At 55.4% G+C, this 18,723-nt stretch carries 16 protein-coding genes; 10 read left to right on the top strand and 6 right to left on the bottom strand.

Annotated features, from left to right (window positions below; all coding sequences use genetic code 11):
* Position 1: 1 nt before the first annotated feature.
* Positions 2-814, top strand: coding sequence for a putrescine export ABC transporter ATP-binding protein SapF (sapF, locus tag A6U95_RS20085; RefSeq protein ID WP_024529292.1), 813 nt, complete (start codon positions 2-4; stop codon positions 812-814).
* Positions 815-1,449: 635 nt separating this feature from the next.
* Entirely contained in the window at positions 1,450-1,626 is a 177-nt protein-coding gene (locus A6U95_RS31115) for a hypothetical protein (RefSeq protein WP_158006227.1), read from the top strand.
* A gap of 229 nt (positions 1,627-1,855) precedes the next feature.
* On the opposite strand, the gene A6U95_RS31110 is transcribed toward A6U95_RS31115, so the two are convergent.
* Entirely contained in the window at positions 1,856-2,005 is a 150-nt protein-coding gene (locus A6U95_RS31110) for a hypothetical protein (protein ID WP_158006226.1), read from the bottom strand.
* A 101-nt stretch (positions 2,006-2,106) separates the two neighbouring features.
* Between A6U95_RS31110 and A6U95_RS20080 the strand changes: the two genes are divergently transcribed.
* A complete protein-coding gene (locus tag A6U95_RS20080; RefSeq protein ID WP_065685722.1) occupies positions 2,107-3,285 on the top strand; it encodes a peroxidase-related enzyme in 1,179 nt (392 codons plus the stop codon).
* Here A6U95_RS20080 and A6U95_RS20075 read toward each other — a convergent pair.
* A complete protein-coding gene (locus A6U95_RS20075; RefSeq protein ID WP_065685721.1) occupies positions 3,274-4,170 on the bottom strand; it encodes a LysR family transcriptional regulator in 897 nt (298 codons plus the stop codon). The two genes, A6U95_RS20080 and A6U95_RS20075, sit on opposite strands and share 12 nt — an antisense overlap.
* Before the next feature lie 204 nt (positions 4,171-4,374).
* On the opposite strand from A6U95_RS20075, the gene A6U95_RS20070 reads away from it, so the two are divergent.
* From A6U95_RS20070 to A6U95_RS20060, 3 genes are all read left to right on the top strand, one after another.
* A complete protein-coding gene (locus A6U95_RS20070; RefSeq protein ID WP_065685720.1) occupies positions 4,375-6,681 on the top strand; it encodes an FdhF/YdeP family oxidoreductase in 2,307 nt (768 codons plus the stop codon).
* 171 nt (positions 6,682-6,852) lie between these two features.
* Positions 6,853-8,787, top strand: a complete 1,935-nt coding sequence (locus tag A6U95_RS20065; protein WP_065685850.1) for an exoribonuclease II — start codon at positions 6,853-6,855, stop codon at positions 8,785-8,787.
* A gap of 241 nt (positions 8,788-9,028) precedes the next feature.
* On the top strand, positions 9,029-11,095 hold the full coding sequence (locus A6U95_RS20060) for a carbon starvation CstA family protein (protein ID WP_065685719.1): 2,067 nt from the start codon (positions 9,029-9,031) through the stop codon (positions 11,093-11,095).
* An 89-nt stretch (positions 11,096-11,184) separates the two neighbouring features.
* Here the strand turns inward: A6U95_RS20060 and fsa are convergent, their stop codons facing one another.
* Positions 11,185-11,850 carry a fructose-6-phosphate aldolase gene (fsa, locus tag A6U95_RS20055; protein ID WP_024529285.1) on the bottom strand — a complete coding sequence of 222 codons (666 nt, stop codon included), beginning with the start codon at positions 11,848-11,850 and terminating at the stop codon, positions 11,185-11,187.
* A gap of 147 nt (positions 11,851-11,997) precedes the next feature.
* On the opposite strand from fsa, the gene A6U95_RS20050 reads away from it, so the two are divergent.
* Genes A6U95_RS20050 through A6U95_RS20040 form a run of 3 tightly spaced genes read left to right on the top strand, consistent with a single transcriptional unit; the run spans position 11,998 to position 16,132 of the window.
* A complete protein-coding gene (locus tag A6U95_RS20050) occupies positions 11,998-12,900 on the top strand; it encodes a glycyl-radical enzyme activating protein (RefSeq protein WP_065685718.1) in 903 nt (300 codons plus the stop codon).
* A 4-nt stretch (positions 12,901-12,904) separates the two neighbouring features.
* A complete protein-coding gene (locus A6U95_RS20045; protein WP_065685717.1) occupies positions 12,905-15,337 on the top strand; it encodes a formate C-acetyltransferase/glycerol dehydratase family glycyl radical enzyme in 2,433 nt (810 codons plus the stop codon).
* Positions 15,338-15,385: 48 nt separating this feature from the next.
* Positions 15,386-16,132, top strand: a complete 747-nt coding sequence (locus A6U95_RS20040; RefSeq protein WP_024486514.1) for a DNA-binding transcriptional regulator YciT — start codon at positions 15,386-15,388, stop codon at positions 16,130-16,132.
* A gap of 32 nt (positions 16,133-16,164) precedes the next feature.
* On the opposite strand, the gene araD is transcribed toward A6U95_RS20040, so the two are convergent.
* Positions 16,165-16,860: an L-ribulose-5-phosphate 4-epimerase gene (gene araD, locus A6U95_RS20035; protein WP_046808285.1), complete on the bottom strand. Its 696-nt coding sequence runs from the start codon at positions 16,858-16,860 to the stop codon at positions 16,165-16,167.
* 376 nt (positions 16,861-17,236) lie between these two features.
* Here araD and osmB point away from each other — a divergent pair, with 376 nt between their 5' ends.
* Positions 17,237-17,455 carry an osmotically-inducible lipoprotein OsmB gene (gene osmB / locus A6U95_RS20030; protein ID WP_024529280.1) on the top strand — a complete coding sequence of 73 codons (219 nt, stop codon included), beginning with the start codon at positions 17,237-17,239 and terminating at the stop codon, positions 17,453-17,455.
* A gap of 147 nt (positions 17,456-17,602) precedes the next feature.
* On the opposite strand, the gene yciH is transcribed toward osmB, so the two are convergent.
* Together yciH and pyrF are read right to left on the bottom strand one after the other, a co-directional pair.
* Entirely contained in the window at positions 17,603-17,929 is a 327-nt protein-coding gene (gene yciH / locus A6U95_RS20025) for a stress response translation initiation inhibitor YciH (RefSeq protein WP_024529279.1), read from the bottom strand.
* Positions 17,930-17,939: 10 nt separating this feature from the next.
* The gene (gene pyrF, locus A6U95_RS20020) at positions 17,940-18,668 is read right to left on the bottom strand and encodes an orotidine-5'-phosphate decarboxylase (protein ID WP_024487003.1); all 729 of its coding nucleotides are present in this window, start codon (positions 18,666-18,668) and stop codon (positions 17,940-17,942) included.
* Positions 18,669-18,723: the final 55 nt, after the last annotated feature.

The raw sequence follows: 18,723 nt of genomic DNA, 5'->3' as shown, positions 1-18,723 counted from the left end.
CATGGAAACGCTATTGGAAGTGCGCAACCTGACCAAAACCTACCGCTATCGCACCGGGCTGTTCCGCCGCCAGCATGTGGAGGCGGTCAAGTCTGTCAGCTTTACTCTGCGTGAGGGCCAGACGCTGGCGATCATCGGTGAGAACGGCTCGGGTAAGTCAACTCTGGCGAAGATGCTTTCCGGCATGGTGGAACCCTCCTCGGGTGAAGTGCTGATCGACGACCATGCGTTGGCCTATGGCGATTATCGCTACCGCAGCCAGCGTATCCGCATGATTTTCCAGGATCCGAGCACCTCGCTCAACCCACGTCAGCGCATCGGTCAGTTGCTTGATGCACCGCTACGTTTGAATACCGAGTTGGAAGCCGCAGAACGGGAGGTACGGATCAATCAGACCCTGCGCCAGGTGGGGATGCTGCCGGACCACGCTTATTATTATCCGCACATGCTGGCCTCCGGGCAGAAACAGCGCGTGGCGCTGGCACGGGCGTTGATCCTGCAGCCAAAGGTGATTGTTGCCGATGAAGCGCTGGCTTCGCTGGATATGTCGATGCGTTCGCAGATCATCAACCTGATGCTGGAGCTCCAGGAAAAACACGGGATTGCCTATATTTATGTGACGCAGCATCTGGGCATGATGAAGCATATCAGCGACCAGGTGATGGTGATGCATGAAGGGGAAATTGTGGAACGTGGCAGTACCGCCGAAGTGCTGGCCGCACCGCTGCACGATCTCACCAAGCGGCTGATCGCCAGCCACTTTGGCGAAGCGCTCACTGCCGATGCCTGGCGACGTGACGGCGGCAGATTTTAATTTCGCCGACTTCCTCCGGGCGCACTACTGCGCCCGTTTCCCCTACCTGCCTGCGCAATAGCATCGGTTGTTGGCGTTAATCTGGACCGGCTTAACCAGCAATAATTGATGCTAAGGCAGTCCAAACCAATCACTCATCATGAAGTCAAAATAAAAGCATTATATAATTCATTTTAGGTAAAAATCATTTCGCACCAAAAGTATATTACCGGCCTATCCTTAACTTATACCGAGAATCATCCAATTGATTATAAAGCCAGTCTGTTATTATAATAACAGCGCTTAATAAATTGATTAAATATCAGTAAGTACGGATTTACTCTCATTAATTACCATAAGGATATACTGTGAAAAAGCTCAATACCTCGGAAGCGTCAAGCATTGTGGGTGGCCATCGATACATTTGCACGACTCACTATGAACAAAGGGGCCCTGGGAACTGCTTCCGCGTAGAGCATTGTAAAGACAAGTTCGGTTTTGGCGAGGATATTGCGCATAGCCGGGTCAGTTGCGATAACCTGCAATAATTATTACCGCTGGGCATGGATCTCGTGTAATCACTATCCTCCTGTTATTATAATAATTTACTTTTAAGCATTTGATTAATTATCATCAACTGCCATCAAGGATATGTTGTGAAAAAACTCAACACGTCAAAAGCGTCAAAGATTATTGGTGGAGCCAATTCTATTTGCGTAACCCGTGATGTCGCCTATGCATCAAAAATTTGTTATCGCGAAAAGACTTGTAAAGACAAGAACGGCAATATTAGCGATCTTACTCGTATCGCTATTGCTTGCCAGAATCCGTGATAATTGCCCGTAACTGGCGCTAATCTAGCGGCATCACCACCATGGCACGGCGTAGTTATGTCGTGCCATTATGCAGAATTTAGACAAGGTCACATAATCCCAGTAAACGCTTAATTATCAGCCATGTTGTTGGGCATCGACAGTTGAAGCTCGGGGGATGTCATCTTGGCACTTATCTACCCTACCGCAATATATTTTATTCCTTTACGTTATTAATTAGCACTTAACATTATTTTATCTCGTCAATCGAATCGGTGAGGATATCCGCTACGTTGAGCCATGCAAACAACAGGATATCGCGCTGATGAACAACGCCCACCACCAACGCTTCTCGCAACTGATGCTTATCCTTGCCGCCGGCTTCGCTATTTATGGTCATGGTCTATGCAGCCATGACTGACGCCTGCTTCGCGGTTTTTTACCCTGCCGCCGTTGCCAACTGTAACGGTGGCTTGTTGTATTGATGAAGGATTTTATCCGATGGAACATCGCCTAACCCCTTTCCAGTGGTACCACGAAACCCAGCGAAGCTCAGGCGACAGTTCGCCACTTGAGCCTGCCGCAGCAAGCTTGCGGGAGCGTTTTTTGTTAGGCCTGGGCTCATTTACCGACGAGGGATTGAATGCCGCCCTCAGCGATCGTATTGACGTTTTTACCGCGTCTTCGGCCTGCTATCCGGTACTTTTCCCCGATCGGGTCAGCGCTTCGCGTGAAGTGACGTTGTCACCTTACGATCGTCTGTCGACGGCCTTGACGGTGGCGCAGGTCACCGGCGTGCAATCGCTTTGTAGCCATTATGCTGCTCGCCTCGCCCCTCTGGACAGCCCGGATGCTACGCGGGAAAGTAATGTCCGCCTGGCACAAATCACCCAATACGCCCGCCAACTCGCCAGCCAACCGACCCTGATTTGCCGCAAGGCTTTACAACAGCTCGGCGAAGTTGGCCTGAGCACGCAAGATATTGTGACCTTTTCGCAAATCATCGGTTTCGTTAGCTATCAGGCACGGGTGGTCGCCGGTATTGCCGCGCTGGCAGGCAGACCCGCCGTGGTGTTACCCGGTTTTCCCCAAATCGAAGATGCCGGTCCGGCAGGATTTTCCTGTGCGACACGCTTATGGCAAACTCGCCTGCCGGAGATCGTTGTCGAGCAGGCCCAGGCTCGGCAGCTCGACATTCTGGACCAAAGCCACCCGGACGCCCGCAGCGAGTCTTATTACCTGCTGTTGGCCCAAGACGCGCCTGCCCTGCATGAGCGCAATGCGGTATTTAACAGCATTACCCGCCACGCTGACGGGCTATCCCCACGCCTGAAGGCTTTGGTTGCTCTGGTGACATCACGTATTAATGGCAGCCATTATTGTGCCGCCACGTTAGCTCATAACATTGCCGATCGGGAGTTGGCACTGGCATTAGTGGCTGGGATTGATAACGCGCTTGAGGTTGCCGGCGATCCGGTGACCGCCGCCGTGATAGGCGTGACGGCCGAGCTGACGCGAACGCCTGAGAAATTCACGGCACAAAGCGTGCAGCCGCTGCTCAACAGCGGGCTGGATCGGTCGCAGGCATTGGACGTGATTTTAACCAGCGCGCTGTACGCCTGGGAAAACCGGCTGCGATACAGTCTTGGCGATACGGTGGCAGCCGATTTAGCGCAATAACCATGCCTGAGCCGCATCAAAAAAGTGCTGCGCCAGCGGCGTGGCTCTTGCTGGCTCGGCGATCACCAAGGCGGCATGACGAGACATCGGCGCAATGGCAACGCTGCGCCGTTGCAGCTGCGGCATCATTTCCATCTGCAAGTTACCTCCGGGGAATAACCCGCAACCCAAGCCGACAAAAATCCCCTGTAGCAGTTGGAAGATCGAGGTGGTTTCCATCCGGGTATGCAGCGTCAAGCCCGCCTCACGAAACTGTTGATCCAGGTAACGGCGGAAGTAACGCGTCGGCTCTGCCAGGCATAATGGCAACTCCGCCACGGCTGCCAGCGTGAGTGGGCTTTCCCCCACCAGCTCAGGGAAATGCTGCGGATGAAATACCAAGTCAATGCCGCTGTCAGCCAAAGACTGCGACTGAAAATGCAGTTCCTTGAGCGTTGGTAACTCAAAGAAACCGATGCCGATATCCACCGTGTGCGCAGTCAGCGCTTCCAACAACTGATCGGCGCTCAATACCGCTACGCGATAGTCCAACTGCGGGTAACGCTCGCTGACCGCCTTCAACATCTGCGCTAACGAAATACTGCACTGCGGCACGGTGCCGATACGCAACGTCCCGTTCAACCCGTGTTTCAGCGACTCCACTTCCAGCTTCAGCCCCTGATAAACGGAAACAATTTCCCGTGCCCAGGCCAAGACCCGCTCACCTTCGGCGGTGAAGCCCTCAAAATTGTTGCCACGGTTGATCAGCGAGACACCCAGTTCTTTTTCCAGGTTTTTCAACCGCATGGATAAGGTCGGCTGGCTGACAAAGCTGGCCTCTGCGGCGCGGCCAAAGTGGCGTTCCCGTTCAAGATTACACAGGTAGATCAGTTGCTTAATATCCATGTATTGGCCCGGAAAATGGTTTCTGCGTGAAGTATATCATTTGCTACAGCCTTGCTGGCAGCGGCGATAAGTGTCGTCTATCCCATCATTGCTCTATTCGATTAGACGCCAGGCCTTTCCCCCCCTAGACTTGCCACATAAATACTCAAAATGCTTAAAAAAGCATTTACCTTTTAGCTACATTAATCACCTGCGAAGAAAATCATGAAATTTAAACCGTCAATCAAGCCTTATCGCGGCGCGGCGGGCGGCTGGGGCTCATTAGAAGCCACCACCCGCTATGTGTTCGACAGCAAACAGGCGCTGAAAAATCTGCGCAACCTGATGCGCGTTAACAAGGCGCGTGGTTTCGACTGCCCCGGCTGTGCCTGGGGTGATGACAACCACAGCACTTTCAGCTTCTGCGAGAACGGAGCCAAAGCCGTCAGTTGGGAAGCCACTCGCAATGCGGTTGAACCGGCCTTCTTTGCGGCCCACAGCGTCAGTACCCTGCGCGAGCAAAGCGACTACTTTCTGGAGTATCAAGGCCGGTTGACACACCCGATGCGCTACGACGCCAAGACCGATCGCTATCAGCCCATCACCTGGCCGGATGCCTTAAAACTTATCGCCAGCCATATCCAGGCAATGGATAACCCCAACCAGATTGAGCTGTACACCTCAGGCCGCGCCAGCAATGAAGCCTCCTACCTTTATCAGCTGTTTGGCCGGATGCTGGGCACCAGCAACTTCCCGGACTGTTCCAATATGTGCCACGAAGCCAGTGGCGTTGGCCTCAAGCAGAGCATCGGCGTCGGCAAAGGCACTATCCGTATGGATGACTTCGAGCATGCCGACGCGATTTTTGTGTTTGGCCAGAACCCCGGGACCAACCATCCACGCATGCTGCATAGCCTGAAACACGCGGCCAGCCGCGGCGCACGCATCGTCAGTTTCAATACCCTACGCGAACGCGGGTTGGAAAGGTTTGCCGATCCGCAAAACCCGATCCAGATGCTGACGCCCAAGTCCTCGCCCATCAGTTCGGCCTACTTCCAGCCCAACCTGGGTGGCGATATGGCGGCGGTGCGCGGCATGGTGAAGGCGCTACTGGAAACCCACCGCCAGCGGATAGCCGCCAATGAGCCAGGTCTGTTCGACCAGCCGTTTATCGATCGGCATTGTGTGGGCATCGAAGAGTATCTGGCTCAGGTGGATGCCACCTCATGGCAACAAATCACCACGCAATCCGGGTTGAGTGAAACCCAACTGCGCCATGCGGCGGCGATTTACCAAGGCGCACAGCGTGTTATCTGCACCTGGGCGATGGGCGTCACGCAGCATAAGCACTCTGTACCAACGGTGCGCGAGATCACCAACCTGCAGTTGTTGTTCGGCCAGTTGGGCAAGCCAGGCGCGGGCCTGTGCCCGGTACGCGGCCACAGCAACGTGCAAGGCAACCGCACCATGGGTATCGATGAGAAAGCGCCCAAGGCGCTGCTGGATAGTTTGGAGCAGCATTTTGGCTTTAGCCCCCGCCGCGAGATGGGCCACAATACGGTTGAAGCCATTGAAGCGATGCTGCGGGGTGAGGTCAAGGTGCTGATTGCGCTCGGGGGCAACCTGGCAGCAGCGGCACCGGATACCGAGCGTACCGCTCAAGCCCTGCGCCGTTGTGATTTGACGGTGCATATCAGCACCAAGCTGAACCGCAACCACCTGATCACCGGTAAAGATGCTTTGATCTTGCCGACGCTGGGGCGTACCGAGTTGGATATGCAGGCCAGCGGCCCGCAATACATCACGGTGGAAGATTCCTTCAGCATGGTGCACGCTTCCGAGGGCATCGGCAAACCGCTGGCAGACACCCAGCGTTCTGAAACCGCGATTGTCTGCGGCATTGCCGACGCGGTGCTGGGCAACCAAAAGTTGGATTGGCTGGAGCTGGCCGACGATTATTCACTGATCCGCCAGCATATCCAGGCCACCATTCCCGGCTTTGACGATTTTAACCAGCGCTGTGAGCAACCAGGAGGGTTCTATCTGGGCAACGCCGCTGCCGAATTGCGCTTTGCAACCCAGAGCGGCAAAGCCGAGTTCAGTGCCGCTCCGCTACCCGAGACGCTGTTCCCGCAAATCGGGGAGGAAAAAGCGCCGTTCGTGCTGCAAACCCTGCGTTCACACGATCAGTACAACACCACCATCTATGGATTGGACGATCGCTATCGCGGCGTTTACGGCCAGCGCGAGGTGTTATTTATTCACCCCGAAGATTTGGCCGATCTTGGCCTGCAAGATGGGGAGTTGGTGGAAATCGAAACCTTATGGAACGATGGCGTAACCAGAAAGGTCAGCGGCTTCAAGCTGGTCAGCTACGATATCCCACGCGGTAATCTGGCAGCCTACTATCCTGAAACCAACCCGCTGGTGCCGCTGGCCAGTTTTGGTGATGGCACCGGCACGCCGACCTCCAAATCGGTTCCCGTCGCCATCCGCCGCTGCGCTCAGACACCTACATTGCGTATTGTTTAGTTTGAACGGGCGTGGCATGCAGCTAAGCAGGCGGCGCCCCTAGAGCAGTATTGCGTCAATTATCGCGAGCCATCGTCGGAAAAGCGTGACGTTTGGCTTGCCCGCAAGGAGTGATTCGCGTAAAACTGTCAGCCGCAAATCTTGCCACTCACAACCCATTCACTGGACGATATGTTTCAAGATAACCCGCTGCTGGCGCAGCTTAAACAGCAACTTCACTCTCAAACCCCGCGTGTTGAAGGCGTAGTAAAAGGGACTGAGAAAGGTTTTGGCTTTTTAGAAGTCGACGGGCAGAAAAGTTACTTTATTCCGCCGCCGTACATGAAAAAAGTCATGCATGGGGATCGTATCGTCGCCACCCTGCATACCGAAAAAGAGCGCGAAATCGCTGAACCGGAAAACCTGGTTGAGCCTTTCCTGTCGCGTTTTGTTGGCCGGGTGCAGAAAAAAGACGATCGCCTGTCGATTATCCCCGATCATCCGTTGCTGAAAGACGCGATCCCATGCCGTCCGGCGCGTGAAGTCACCCATAACTTCCAGGCCGGTGACTGGGCCGTCGCAGAAATGCGCCGTCATCCGCTGAAAGGCGACCGCACTTTCAATGCCGATCTGACTCAGTTCATCACCGACGGTGAAGATCACTTCGCGCCGTGGTGGGTCACGCTGGCTCGTCATAATCTTGAAAAAGAAGCACCAGACATGGTCGCGATCTCCGAACAAGAGACCCCGCTGGTCCGTGAGGACCTGACCGCGCTGGACTTCGTCACCATCGATAGCGCCAGCACCGAAGATATGGACGATGCGCTGCACGTGCAAGACAACGGTGACGGCTCGCTGCTGTTGACCATCGCCATTGCCGATCCTACCGCCTATGTCGAGCAAGGCAGCAAACTGGATGATATCGCCCGCAAGCGCGCGTTTACCAACTACCTGCCGGGCTTCAATATTCCGATGTTGCCGCGCGATCTGTCCGACAACCTGTGCTCGCTGCGCCCGAATGAGCGACGCTCGGTGTTGGCTTGCCGCGTGACTATCGGCGCAGACGGTGCACTGGGCAACGATATCCATTTCTTCGCCGCCGAAATCGAGTCCAAAGCCAAACTGGTTTATGACGAGGTTTCTGACTGGTTGGACGGCGTCGCTGGCTGGCAACCACCGAGCGAGAGCATCGCACAACAGATCACCTTGCTTAAACAGGTTTGCGATGCACGCAGCGCCTGGCGCCATCAGCATGCGCTGGTGTTCAAGGATCGCCCTGACTACCGCTTTGTCCTCGGCGAGAAAGGCGAAGTGCTGGACATCATTACCGAACAGCGCCGCACCGCCAACCGTATCGTTGAAGAGTGCATGATCGCCGCCAACGTCTGTGCCGCCCTGGTGCTGCGAGACCGTCTGGGCTTTGGCATCTATAACGTGCATAACGGCTTTGATCCGGCCCTGGTTGAGCAAGCGGTAGCCGTATTGCAGGCCAACGGCGTTGAAGCCGATGCCGAGAAGCTGCTGACCCTGGAAGGATTCTGTGAACTGCGCCGTCACCTCGACTCGCAGCCAACCCAGTTCCTGGACAGCCGCATCCGCCGCTTCCAGACCTTTGCCGAGATCAGCACCACGCCTGGCCCGCACTTCGGTCTGGGGCTGGAGGCGTACGCCACCTGGACCTCTCCGATCCGTAAGTATGGCGATATGGTCAACCATCGTCTGCTGAAAGCCATTATCAGCGAGCAGGTGGCGGAAAAACCGCAGGACGACGTCACAGTGCAACTGACCGAGCGCCGCCGTTTGAACCGCATGGCAGAGCGAGACGTTGGTGACTGGTTGTATGCCCGTTTCCTCAAGGATAAGGCTGGAACCGATGAGCACTTCAACGCCGAGATCATCGACGTGACCCGTGGTGGCCTGCGGGTACGCCTGCTGGATAACGGCGCGATGGCCTTTATCCCTGCCCCATTCATCCACGCGGTTCGCGACGAGATGGTGTGTAGCCAAGAGACCGGCACCGTGCAGGTGAAGGGCGAAGTCATCTATCGCCAAAGCGATAGTTTGCAGGTCAACATTGCCGAAGTGCGTATGGAAACCCGCAGCGTAATCGCCAGACCGGTAGCCTAACGTTATCCTTGTTCGATCAAGGCGATACTTCGGTATCGCCTTTTTTTATGCCTGCAATAACCTATTCTGCCCCCGTATGGCACGCTTCTTTCAGCAAACTCCAACTGAGTTCACATTTCTGATCCGACCAGCCACCGTCCGCGTTTAAACCTCCTACGTTTAATGGGTCGTTAACTTTTTGACGTACTCACAAACTAAAAAAATCACCTTTCTACCTCTGCACAACAAGGAGTTGCGGAACATGAAAAACGTCAAGTCGGCCATAATCTGGCTCGCGGTGGCGCTGGTCGGTGCCTTCGCTTTCGGCATGCTGGCCTTGAGCCGTGGGGAGCACGTCAACGCTGTCTGGCTGGTGGTGGCCTCCGTCGCCTGCTACAGCATTGCCTACCGCTTCTATAGCCGGTTTATTGCCAAGAACGTCTTTGAACTCGATGACCGTCGGTTAACGCCAGCGGAGCGCCATAACGATGGCCTGGACTATGTACCCACCAACAAATGGGTGCTGTTTGGTCACCACTTTGCCGCCATTGCCGGTGCTGGCCCGCTGGTAGGGCCGATCCTGGCAGCGCAGATGGGCTTCCTGCCTGGCACCATCTGGATATTGGTTGGGGTGATGCTGGCTGGTGCGGTGCAAGACTTCCTGATCCTGTTTATCTCCACCCGCCGCGACGGACGCTCGCTGGGGGAAATGGCCAAGCAGGAGTTAGGCGCCTTTGCCGGTGTGGTAACCATGCTGGGCGCACTTGGGGTGATGATCATCATCCTCTCGGCGCTGGCGTTGGTGGTCGTTAAAGCGCTGGCAGACAGCCCTTGGGGTCTGTTCACCATTGCTGCCACCATCCCGATTGCGCTGTTTATGGGCGTTTACATGCGCTTTATCCGCCCAGGCAAGATTGCAGAGGTTTCGTTGATCGGCTTTGTGCTGATGATGATGGCGATCGTCTACGGTGGCAATATCGCCATGCACCCATACTGGGGGCCGTTCTTTACCCTGCACGGCACCACCCTGACCTGGGTGCTGGTGATTTATGGTTTTGTCGCCTCAGTGCTGCCGGTGTGGTTGCTGCTAGCTCCGCGTGACTATCTTTCTACCTTCCTGAAAATCGGTGTGATCGTGGGGCTGGCGGTAGGCATTGTGTTCGCGATGCCGGAAATGAGAATGCCGGCGGTGTCACGCTTTATCGATGGCAGCGGCCCGGTGTTTGCCGGTTCACTGTTCCCGTTCCTGTTTATCACCATTGCCTGTGGCGCGATTTCCGGGTTCCACGCCCTGGTCTCCAGTGGCACCACGCCGAAGCTGGTTGAGCGTGAGAGCCATATCCGCTTTATTGGCTACGGCGGCATGCTGATGGAGTCCTTCGTGGCTATCATGGCGCTGATTTGTGCTTCAGTGATCGACCCAGGCGTCTACTTTGCCATGAACTCACCGGCGGCGCTGATCGGCACCTCGGTGGAGAGCGCATCGCAGATGATCAACAGTTGGGGCTTTATGGTCACTCCGGAAACGCTGACGCAGATTGCCCATGATGTGGGCGAGAAGTCGGTGCTGTCCAGGGCGGGTGGCGCACCAACCTTTGCCGTCGGCATGGCCCATATCATCAGCGAGGTGTTTAACAGCCGGGCGATGATGGCCTTCTGGTATCACTTTGCCATCCTGTTTGAAGCTCTGTTTATCCTCACAGCGGTGGATGCGGGCACCCGTGCCTGTCGCTTTATGGTGCAGGATCTGGTTGGCGTCGCCATTCCGCGCTTGGCGAATAACCGTTCCTGGTTCGGCAACCTGGCCGGCACCACCGTGGCCGTCGCCGGTTGGGGCTTCTTCGTTTATCAGGGCGTCGTTGACCCGTTAGGTGGGATCAATACGCTGTGGCCGCTGTTCGGCATTGGTAACCAGATGCTGGCTTCAATGGCGCTGATCCTGGGCACCGTGGTGCTGTTCAAAATGAAGAAACAGCGTTACGCCTGGGTGACCATTTTGCCGACCATCTGGCTGTTTATCACCTCAATGACGGCGGGCTGGCAGAAGATTTTCCATGAGAAACCCAGCATCGGCTTCCTGGCGCAGGCGAAGAAATTCTCTGCCGGGATTGAATCGAACACGGTTATCGCCCCGGCCAAATCCATTGCGGATATGCAGACCATCGTGTTTGCCAATCAGATTAACGCCGCGTTGTGCGCCTTCTTTATGCTGGTTGCGGTGACGATGCTGGTTTCGGCCTTCTTCGTGGTGCGCCGCGCGTTGAGTTCCAAAACGCCTACGGTTCGTGAAAGCACGATCGTGTTGCGTGAGGAAACCGGGCGTATCTAACTGAGCGGGTGTCCTACAGGATGAGCCGGTTGAAACTGGCTCATCGAATATCTACAAGGGCGGCCAAGTGCCGCCCTTTTCAATGCACTTTAGCTTATCAGCGTCGTGCCGAAAGCCCCCAGCCAATCCTGTTCAAACTTCTCTACCGCCGCCTGAACCGCCGGGGTGGAAATAAACTGTTCTGCCACATCCACCGGTAAAGTGATCGACTGACAGCCTGCCAACAGACACTCCAACGCCTGACGTGGCGTTTTGAAGCTGGCCGCCAGCACCTTGGCATGAGGAGCATGCAGCGATAACAGCTGTTGCAACTCGTGCACCATTTCAACGCCGTCGCCACCCTGTGCGTCCAAACGGTTAACGTAAGGTGCCACATACTCTGCCCCGGCCAACGCCGCCAGCAGCCCCTGACCAGCGCCGTAAACGGCGGTACCCAAGGTAGGGATCGACATGGATTTCAGCTTCTTGATTGCCGCCAGCCCCTCTGCGGTGGTGGGGATCTTCACTACCAGGCCCGGCACGCGTTGACTCAGCAGGACGGCTTCGGCAACCATACGTTCCGCATCGTTGGCCATCACCTGGGCAAACAGCTTGCCGGTACCGCCTAACGCATCACGCAAGGCCGGGAGAACCTCCCAGATCGGCTTGCCTTCTTTGGCAACAATGCTTGGGTTGGTGGTCACACCGTGCAGCGGCAAGACGCGCGCCAAACGTTTCACTGCGCTGACGTCGGCAGTATCGAGATACAGTTCCATAACCTTCTCCTGATTCTTTTGTGGGCAGATTCAAACTCTGAACATAATAAGCGAATAAAGCCCTCATCATTTGATTAAAATCAAATCAACTTTCATTCGAAACCTATTTAATTTACGTAAGAAGATTTCAAACTTCACAGGTGACGAATGCTTTTCAATCTACAGCGCTACTCAACACATGACGGCCCAGGCATCCGCAGCGTGGTATTCCTTAAGGGCTGCTCACTTGGCTGCCGCTGGTGCCAGAATCCGGAAAGCCGTTCGCGCCAGCAGGAGCTGCTGTTTGATGAGCGCCTGTGTCTGGCGGCCTGTACCCTGTGCAGTGAGAGTTGCCCGCACGCGATCACCCGCGTCGACGACAAGACTCTGAGTCTGCAACGTTCATTACTCACTGCCGCCGATTATGACGCATTAAACGGCTGTTGCCCAACCGGGGCGCTGAGCGTCTGCGGTACGGCGCTCGACCTTGATGCGGTAATGGCCGAAGTAATGCGCGATAAGCCTTACTATCTGCGCACCGGCGGTGGCCTGACGCTGTCCGGCGGTGAGCCGTTTATGCAGCCAGAGGTTGCGGCTGAACTGCTCAAACGCGGGCGAGAGGCCGGTATCCATACCGCTGTAGAATCTTGCCTGCATACGCCTTGGTCCTATATCGAGCCATCTCTGCCCTGGCTAGACCTGATGCTGGCAGATCTGAAGCACGTCGATCAGGTTCGCTTCAAGCAATGGACCGAAGGCTCCGCCAAACGGGTGATGGATAACTTCCGCCGCTTGGCCGCCGCTGGCACTCAGATCACCGTGCGGGTGCCGTTAATCCCAGAATTCAACGCCGATCGCGACTCGATCCGCGCCATTACCGACTTTGCCGCCGATGAAATCGGCGTCAAAGAGATCCATTTTTTACCGTACCACACGCTGGGGGTGAATAAATACCATCTGCTCGGCGCGCCTTACTACGCTTCCCGTACCCCACTAGACGACCCCGAACTGCTGGCCTATGCCGAAGATTACGCCAGCGCCAAAGGTCTGACCGCCATTTTGCGAGGATAACACCATGACAACGCTGGATCTGACTACCCTGACCGAACGCACGCTAGCGCATAAAAACGCGCTGATCCATATCGTCAAGCCACCGGTCTGCACCGAACGCGCCCAGCACTACACCGAAACATACCAGCAGCATCAGGATAAGCCGCTGCCGGTAAGGCGTGCCATGGCGTTGGCTAACCACTTGGCCAAACGGAGCATCTGGATCAAGAATGATGAGCTGATTATCGGTAACCAGGCTAGCCAGCTTCGTGCCGCGCCGATCTTCCCGGAATACACCGTCAGTTGGATCGAAAGCGAAATTGACGAGTTGGCCGATCGCCCCGGCGCTGGTTTCTCCGTCAGCGAACAGGATAAAAAGATATTGCACACCCTGTGTCCATGGTGGCGTGGTCAGACCGTGCAGGATCGCTGCTATGGTATGTTCACCGATGAGCAGAAAGCCCTGTTGGCTACTGGGATCATCAAGGCCGAAGGTAACATGACGTCTGGCGATGCGCACCTGGCGGTCAACTTCCCGCTGTTGCTGGAAAAAGGTCTGGATGGCCTGCGTGAGAAAGTATCTGAGCGCCGTGAGCGCCTGCACCTGACGGACTGGGACGACCTGCATAAGGAACAGTTCCTCAAGGCCATCGACATCTCGCTAGACGCCCTCAGCGAGCATATCCTGCGCTTTGCCCAGTTGGCCCGTGAAATGGCCCAGGAAGAGCAACGCATCTGGCGGCGTGAAGAGCTGTTAACCATGGCGGCCAACTGCGAACTGATCGCCCATCAACCGCCACAGACCTTCTGGCAGGCGCTGCAACTGTGTTACTTCATTCAGCTGTTCCTGCAGATCGAATCCAACGGTCACTCCGTATCCTTTGGCCGCCTCGACCAATATCTGTATCCTTGGTATCGCCGTGACGTGGAGTTGGAGCAAAGCCTGCCGCGCGAAAAAGCCATCGAGATGCTGCACAGCTGCTGGCTGAAATTGCTGGAAGTGAACAAGATCCGCTCCGGCTCGCACTCCAAAGCTTCCGCCGGTAGCCCGCTGTACCAGAACGTCACCATCGGCGGCCAGAAGTTGGTCAATGGCCAGCCTTGTGACGCGGTCAACCCACTCTCTTACACCATTCTGGAATCCTGTGGCCGTCTGCGTTCAACGCAGCCTAACCTCAGCGTGCGCTATCACGCCGGGATCAGTAATGATTTCCTCGACGCCTGCGTGCAGGTGATCCGCTGCGGCTTCGGCATGCCGGCGTTTAACAACGATGAGATCGTGATCCCCGAGTTTATCAAGCTGGGCGTCGAACCACAGGATGCCTACGATTATGCCGCTATCGGTTGTATCGAAACCGCCGTTGGCGGCAAGTGGGGCTATCGCTGTACCGGGATGAGCTTTATCAACTTTGCCCGCGTGATGTTGGCAGCACTGGAGCAAGGGCGTGACGCCACCTCCGGCAAGATTTTCCTACCGCAGGAGCTGGGGCTGTCTCAGGGCAACTTTAGCCAGTTTGACCAGGTGCTGGAGGCCTGGGATACGCAGATCCGCTATTACACCCGCAAATCGATAGAGATTGAGTGCGTAGTCGATACCGTACTGGAAGAAAATGCCCACGACATCGTGTGCTCGGCCTTGGTAGATGATTGCATCGAGCGCGGAAAGAGTGTCAAACAAGGCGGCGCGAAATATGACTGGGTGTCCGGCCTGCAGGTCGGGATCGCCAACCTGGGTAACAGCCTGGAAGCGGTACGCAAGCTGGTGTTCGATCAGGGGATTATTGGTCAGCAACAGCTGGCTCAGGCTCTTGCTAACGATTTTGCTGGCCTGGACGGCGAACAACTGCGCCAACGCTTGATCAACGCGGCACCAAAATACGGCAACGATGTGGATGATGTCGATCAGCTGCTGGTACGTGCCTATCAGACCTATATCGACGAACTGAAGCAGTATCACAACACCCGCTTTGGCCGTGGCCCGATCGGTGGTACCTACTATGCGGGCACCTCCTCCATTTCGGCCAACGTTCCGTTTGGTGCTGCCACCATGGCTACTCCAGACGGCCGTAAAGCGCATACGCCATTGGCGGAAGGGGCTAGCCCGGCCTCCGGCACCGACCATCTTGGCCCAACGGCGGTGTTCAACTCGCTGAGCAAACTGCCCACCGAGTCGATTCTGGGTGGCGTGTTGCTGAACCAGAAGCTGAACCCGTCCACGCTGGAGAACCCGCGTGACCGCGAAAAGCTGATGCTGATGCTGCGCACTTTCTTCGAGGCTTACCATGGCTGGCACGTGCAGTATAATATTGTGTCACGGGAAACGCTGTTGGCCGCCAAGCAACATCCTGACCAATATCGCGATTTAGTGGTACGCGTAGCTGGATATTCTGCCTTCTTTACCGCATTATCCCCAGATGCGCAGGATGACATTATCGCGCGTACCGAACATACTCTTTAACCAGTGAATCGTTGCGGTCACCCTTTGGTGGCCGCCTATCAGGCCGCTATGAATTCAAGACAACAAACCATTTTGCAGTTGGTGAATGACCGCAGGCGCATCAGCGTTGGCGAGCTGGCGCGCGCCTCTGGCGTTTCTGAGGTGACGATCCGCCAGGATCTTAATCTGTTAGAAAAACGCAGCTATCTGAAACGCGTTCACGGTTCTGCCGTTGCGCTGGAAAGCGACGACGTTGATGCCCGCATGATGTCCAACTTCACGCTTAAGCAGAAGCTGGCACAATATGCTGCATCGCTGGTCAACGATGGCGAAACCATCTTTATCGAGAGCGGTAGTGCCAACGCCTTACTGGCCCGCTATCTGGCCGAGCGCAAGCGCGTCACGCTGATCACCGTCAGCCATTACATCGCCCATCTGCTTAAAGAGACCGACTGCGATGTGATCGTACTCGGCGGCATGTATCAGAAAAAGAGTGAAACCGTGGTTGGCCCGTTAACCCGCATGTGTATCCAGCAGGTGCACTTCAGCAAGGCGTTTATCGGGGTGGATGGCTATCACGCGGAAACTGGCTTCACCGGCCGGGATATGATGCGTGCCGACGTGGTCAATGCGGTATTAGCCAAAGGCGTAGAGAACATTGTGCTGACCGACTCGTCAAAATTTGGCCAGATCCAACCTAATCCATTGGAGCCAATGAGCCAGATTGGGCGGGTGATCACCGATTCACGCATCGCCAATGACTACCAGCAATTGCTCAAACGGCAAGGTATCAAGTTGGATCTGGTTAACGAATAACTACTGCGGGGCCCTTCGGCCCCGTGGTGAGGTTACTGCCCGTAGTAGGCATGCGCACCATGCTTGCGCAGATAGTGCTTGTCCAGCAGAGTCTGCTGCATATTGCCCAACCCAGGCGCTAACTGGCGCGAAAAGATCCCCATATAGGCCAACTCCTCCAACACGACGGCGTTATGCACCGCGCTGTCAGCATCTTTTCCCCAGGCAAATGGGCCGTGGGAATGCACCAGCACCGCAGGTATCTGGGCAGCATCCAACCCGCGCTCTTTGAAGGTTTCGACGATCACCTGCCCGGTTTCCCATTCATAACGGCCGTTGATCTCTTCGTCCCGCATTAGCCTAGTACAGGGAATATCACCATAGAAGTAATCTGCATGTGTCGTTCCCCAGGCGGGGATGGCTAATCCGGCCTGTGCCCAAATGGTGGCGTGGCGCGAGTGGGTGTGAACAATCCCACCCGCTGCAGCAAAGTTCAGGTACAGCACCCGGTGGGTATCCGTATCGGAAGAAGGCTTTTTACTCCCCTCCACCACCTTGCCGCTCTCCAGTTCCACCACCACCATATCCTCACGGGTCATGGCATCATACTCAACACCGGAAGGTTTGATCACCATCAGCCCCTGCTGGCGGTCTACGGCGCTGACATTGCCCCAGGTAAAGGTCACCAGATGATGGCGCGGAAGTTGAAGGTTGGCTTCCAGCACCTGTTGTTTCAGTTCGTTGAGCATGATCTTGTCCTTGTGGCTTGGTCTGCGACTATTGTCAGCAGGCATGCCACTGGGCGGTATGGGATAGATCGCTAAAGACCATGTAGAGTTCTGCTGGATACACAAAGATGTGTGGCGGCTGATTCGGAATAATCGCCTGCCGACCCGGGCTAAATTAAGACTATTTCCCTATTTATCCCTCGTCAGAGATTTATACTGAAACAAGGCGAAAAAACCGCCCTGATTTTTTAATTGCCCTGTTTTGTGCAATAAATGCCATTTTTTATTTCAAGGTCGTCTGGAAGACAGTCTCAGGCCAGTTTGCTGATTACTGCCTATACTAAAGCTGTGCTATGCCAGTTAAGTCGTTCCATATAGCCGATTTTAAGGAGAATTTATTATGATCATTAATCAACGTTTTGCCACTGCCGCAGTGGTGATTACCCTGGCTCTGTCGCTGAGTGCCTGTTCGAATATGTCTAAACGTGACCGCAACACGGCGATTGGTGCTGGTGCAGGTGCGGTAGGCGGTGCGGTGCTGACTAACGGCAGCGCGTTGGGGACCGTCGGCGGTGCCGCTGTTGGTGGCATCATCGGTCACCAGGTGAGTAAATAAGCCGCGGCTTGCTGATACCTCTGCCAATAGGCTAGCAAAAGCTTGGTGCTTTGACGTCTAATCGAAAATACTTTCAGGTCTATTAACACGTTGTTTTTGACGAGCGCTGCCGCAGTAACTTCACTACGGCAGCGTTTATCCATATTATTAACCACCAGCCAGTTTCACCTTCATCCCCTTGGCTTCCAGCAGTTGCTTAAGCAGGTCGCGTTTGTCGCCCTGGATCTCGATCACGCCATCCTTCACCGAGCCGCCACAGCCGCATTTCTTTTTCAGTTCAGCAGCCAGTTTATCCAGTGCCGCATCATCCAGATCGACACCGGTGATCAGGCAAACCCCCTTGCCTTTTCTGCCGCTGGTCTGGCGTTGAATACGCACGATGCCATCGCCTTTGGCGCGCTCTGGCTTGGCTTCTTCCTGCTTGATACGCCCGCTGTCGGTGGAGTACACCAGGCGGCTATTATCATCATTCATGCTGGGTTCCTTACGCCAATGAGGCTCGAATAGCGCTGAGCGCTGCCGCTGGATCGGCGGATTGCGTAATCGGACGGCCAATCACCATATAATCAACTCCAGCGGCCAGAGCCTGTACCGGCGTCATTACGCGGCGCTGATCGCCTGCGGCACTGCCTTCAGGGCGAATACCAGGGGTAACCAGTTGGAACTGATTGCCACAGGCTGCTTTCAGGCGTGAAGCTTCCTGTGCAGAACAGACCACGCCGTCCAGGCCACAGTCGCGCGTCAGGCGAGCCAATCTTTCCGCCTGCTCTGCCGGGCTGAGTTCGATACCAATAGCGCGCAGATCTTCCGCCTCCATGCTGGTGAGAACGGTTACGGCAATCAATAGCGGTGCATCCGCGCCATAAGGCAGCAGCGCCTCTTTGGCCGCGTTCATCATGCGAGCACCACCGCTGGCATGTACGTTCACCATCCATACGCCCAACTCCGCCGCAGCGGCTACGGCATGTGCCGTGGTGTTAGGAATATCGTGGAATTTCAAATCGAGGAAAACCTCAAATCCGCGCTGATGCAGATCGCGAACGATCTCAGGCCCGAACAGGGTGAACATCTCTTTACCCACTTTTAGCCGACAATCTTGCGGATCGATGCGGTCGGCAAAGGCCAATGCGGCGGAACGGTCAGCGTAATCCAATGCCACGATGATGGGCGATGATTTTAAGTCATTGTTATTTGAATTATTTTCAGACTTCATAGCTTCTACCTTGTGTGAAATGGACATGATGAGTAAGCCGCCAGCAAAACTGACC

It is taken from the genome of Serratia sp. 14-2641, from assembly GCF_001692375.1.
GTDB lineage: Bacteria > Pseudomonadota > Gammaproteobacteria > Enterobacterales > Enterobacteriaceae > Chania > Chania fonticola_C.
The sequence above is the reverse complement of the archived record's forward strand: the minus strand, read 5'-3'. Positions and strand labels throughout refer to the sequence as shown.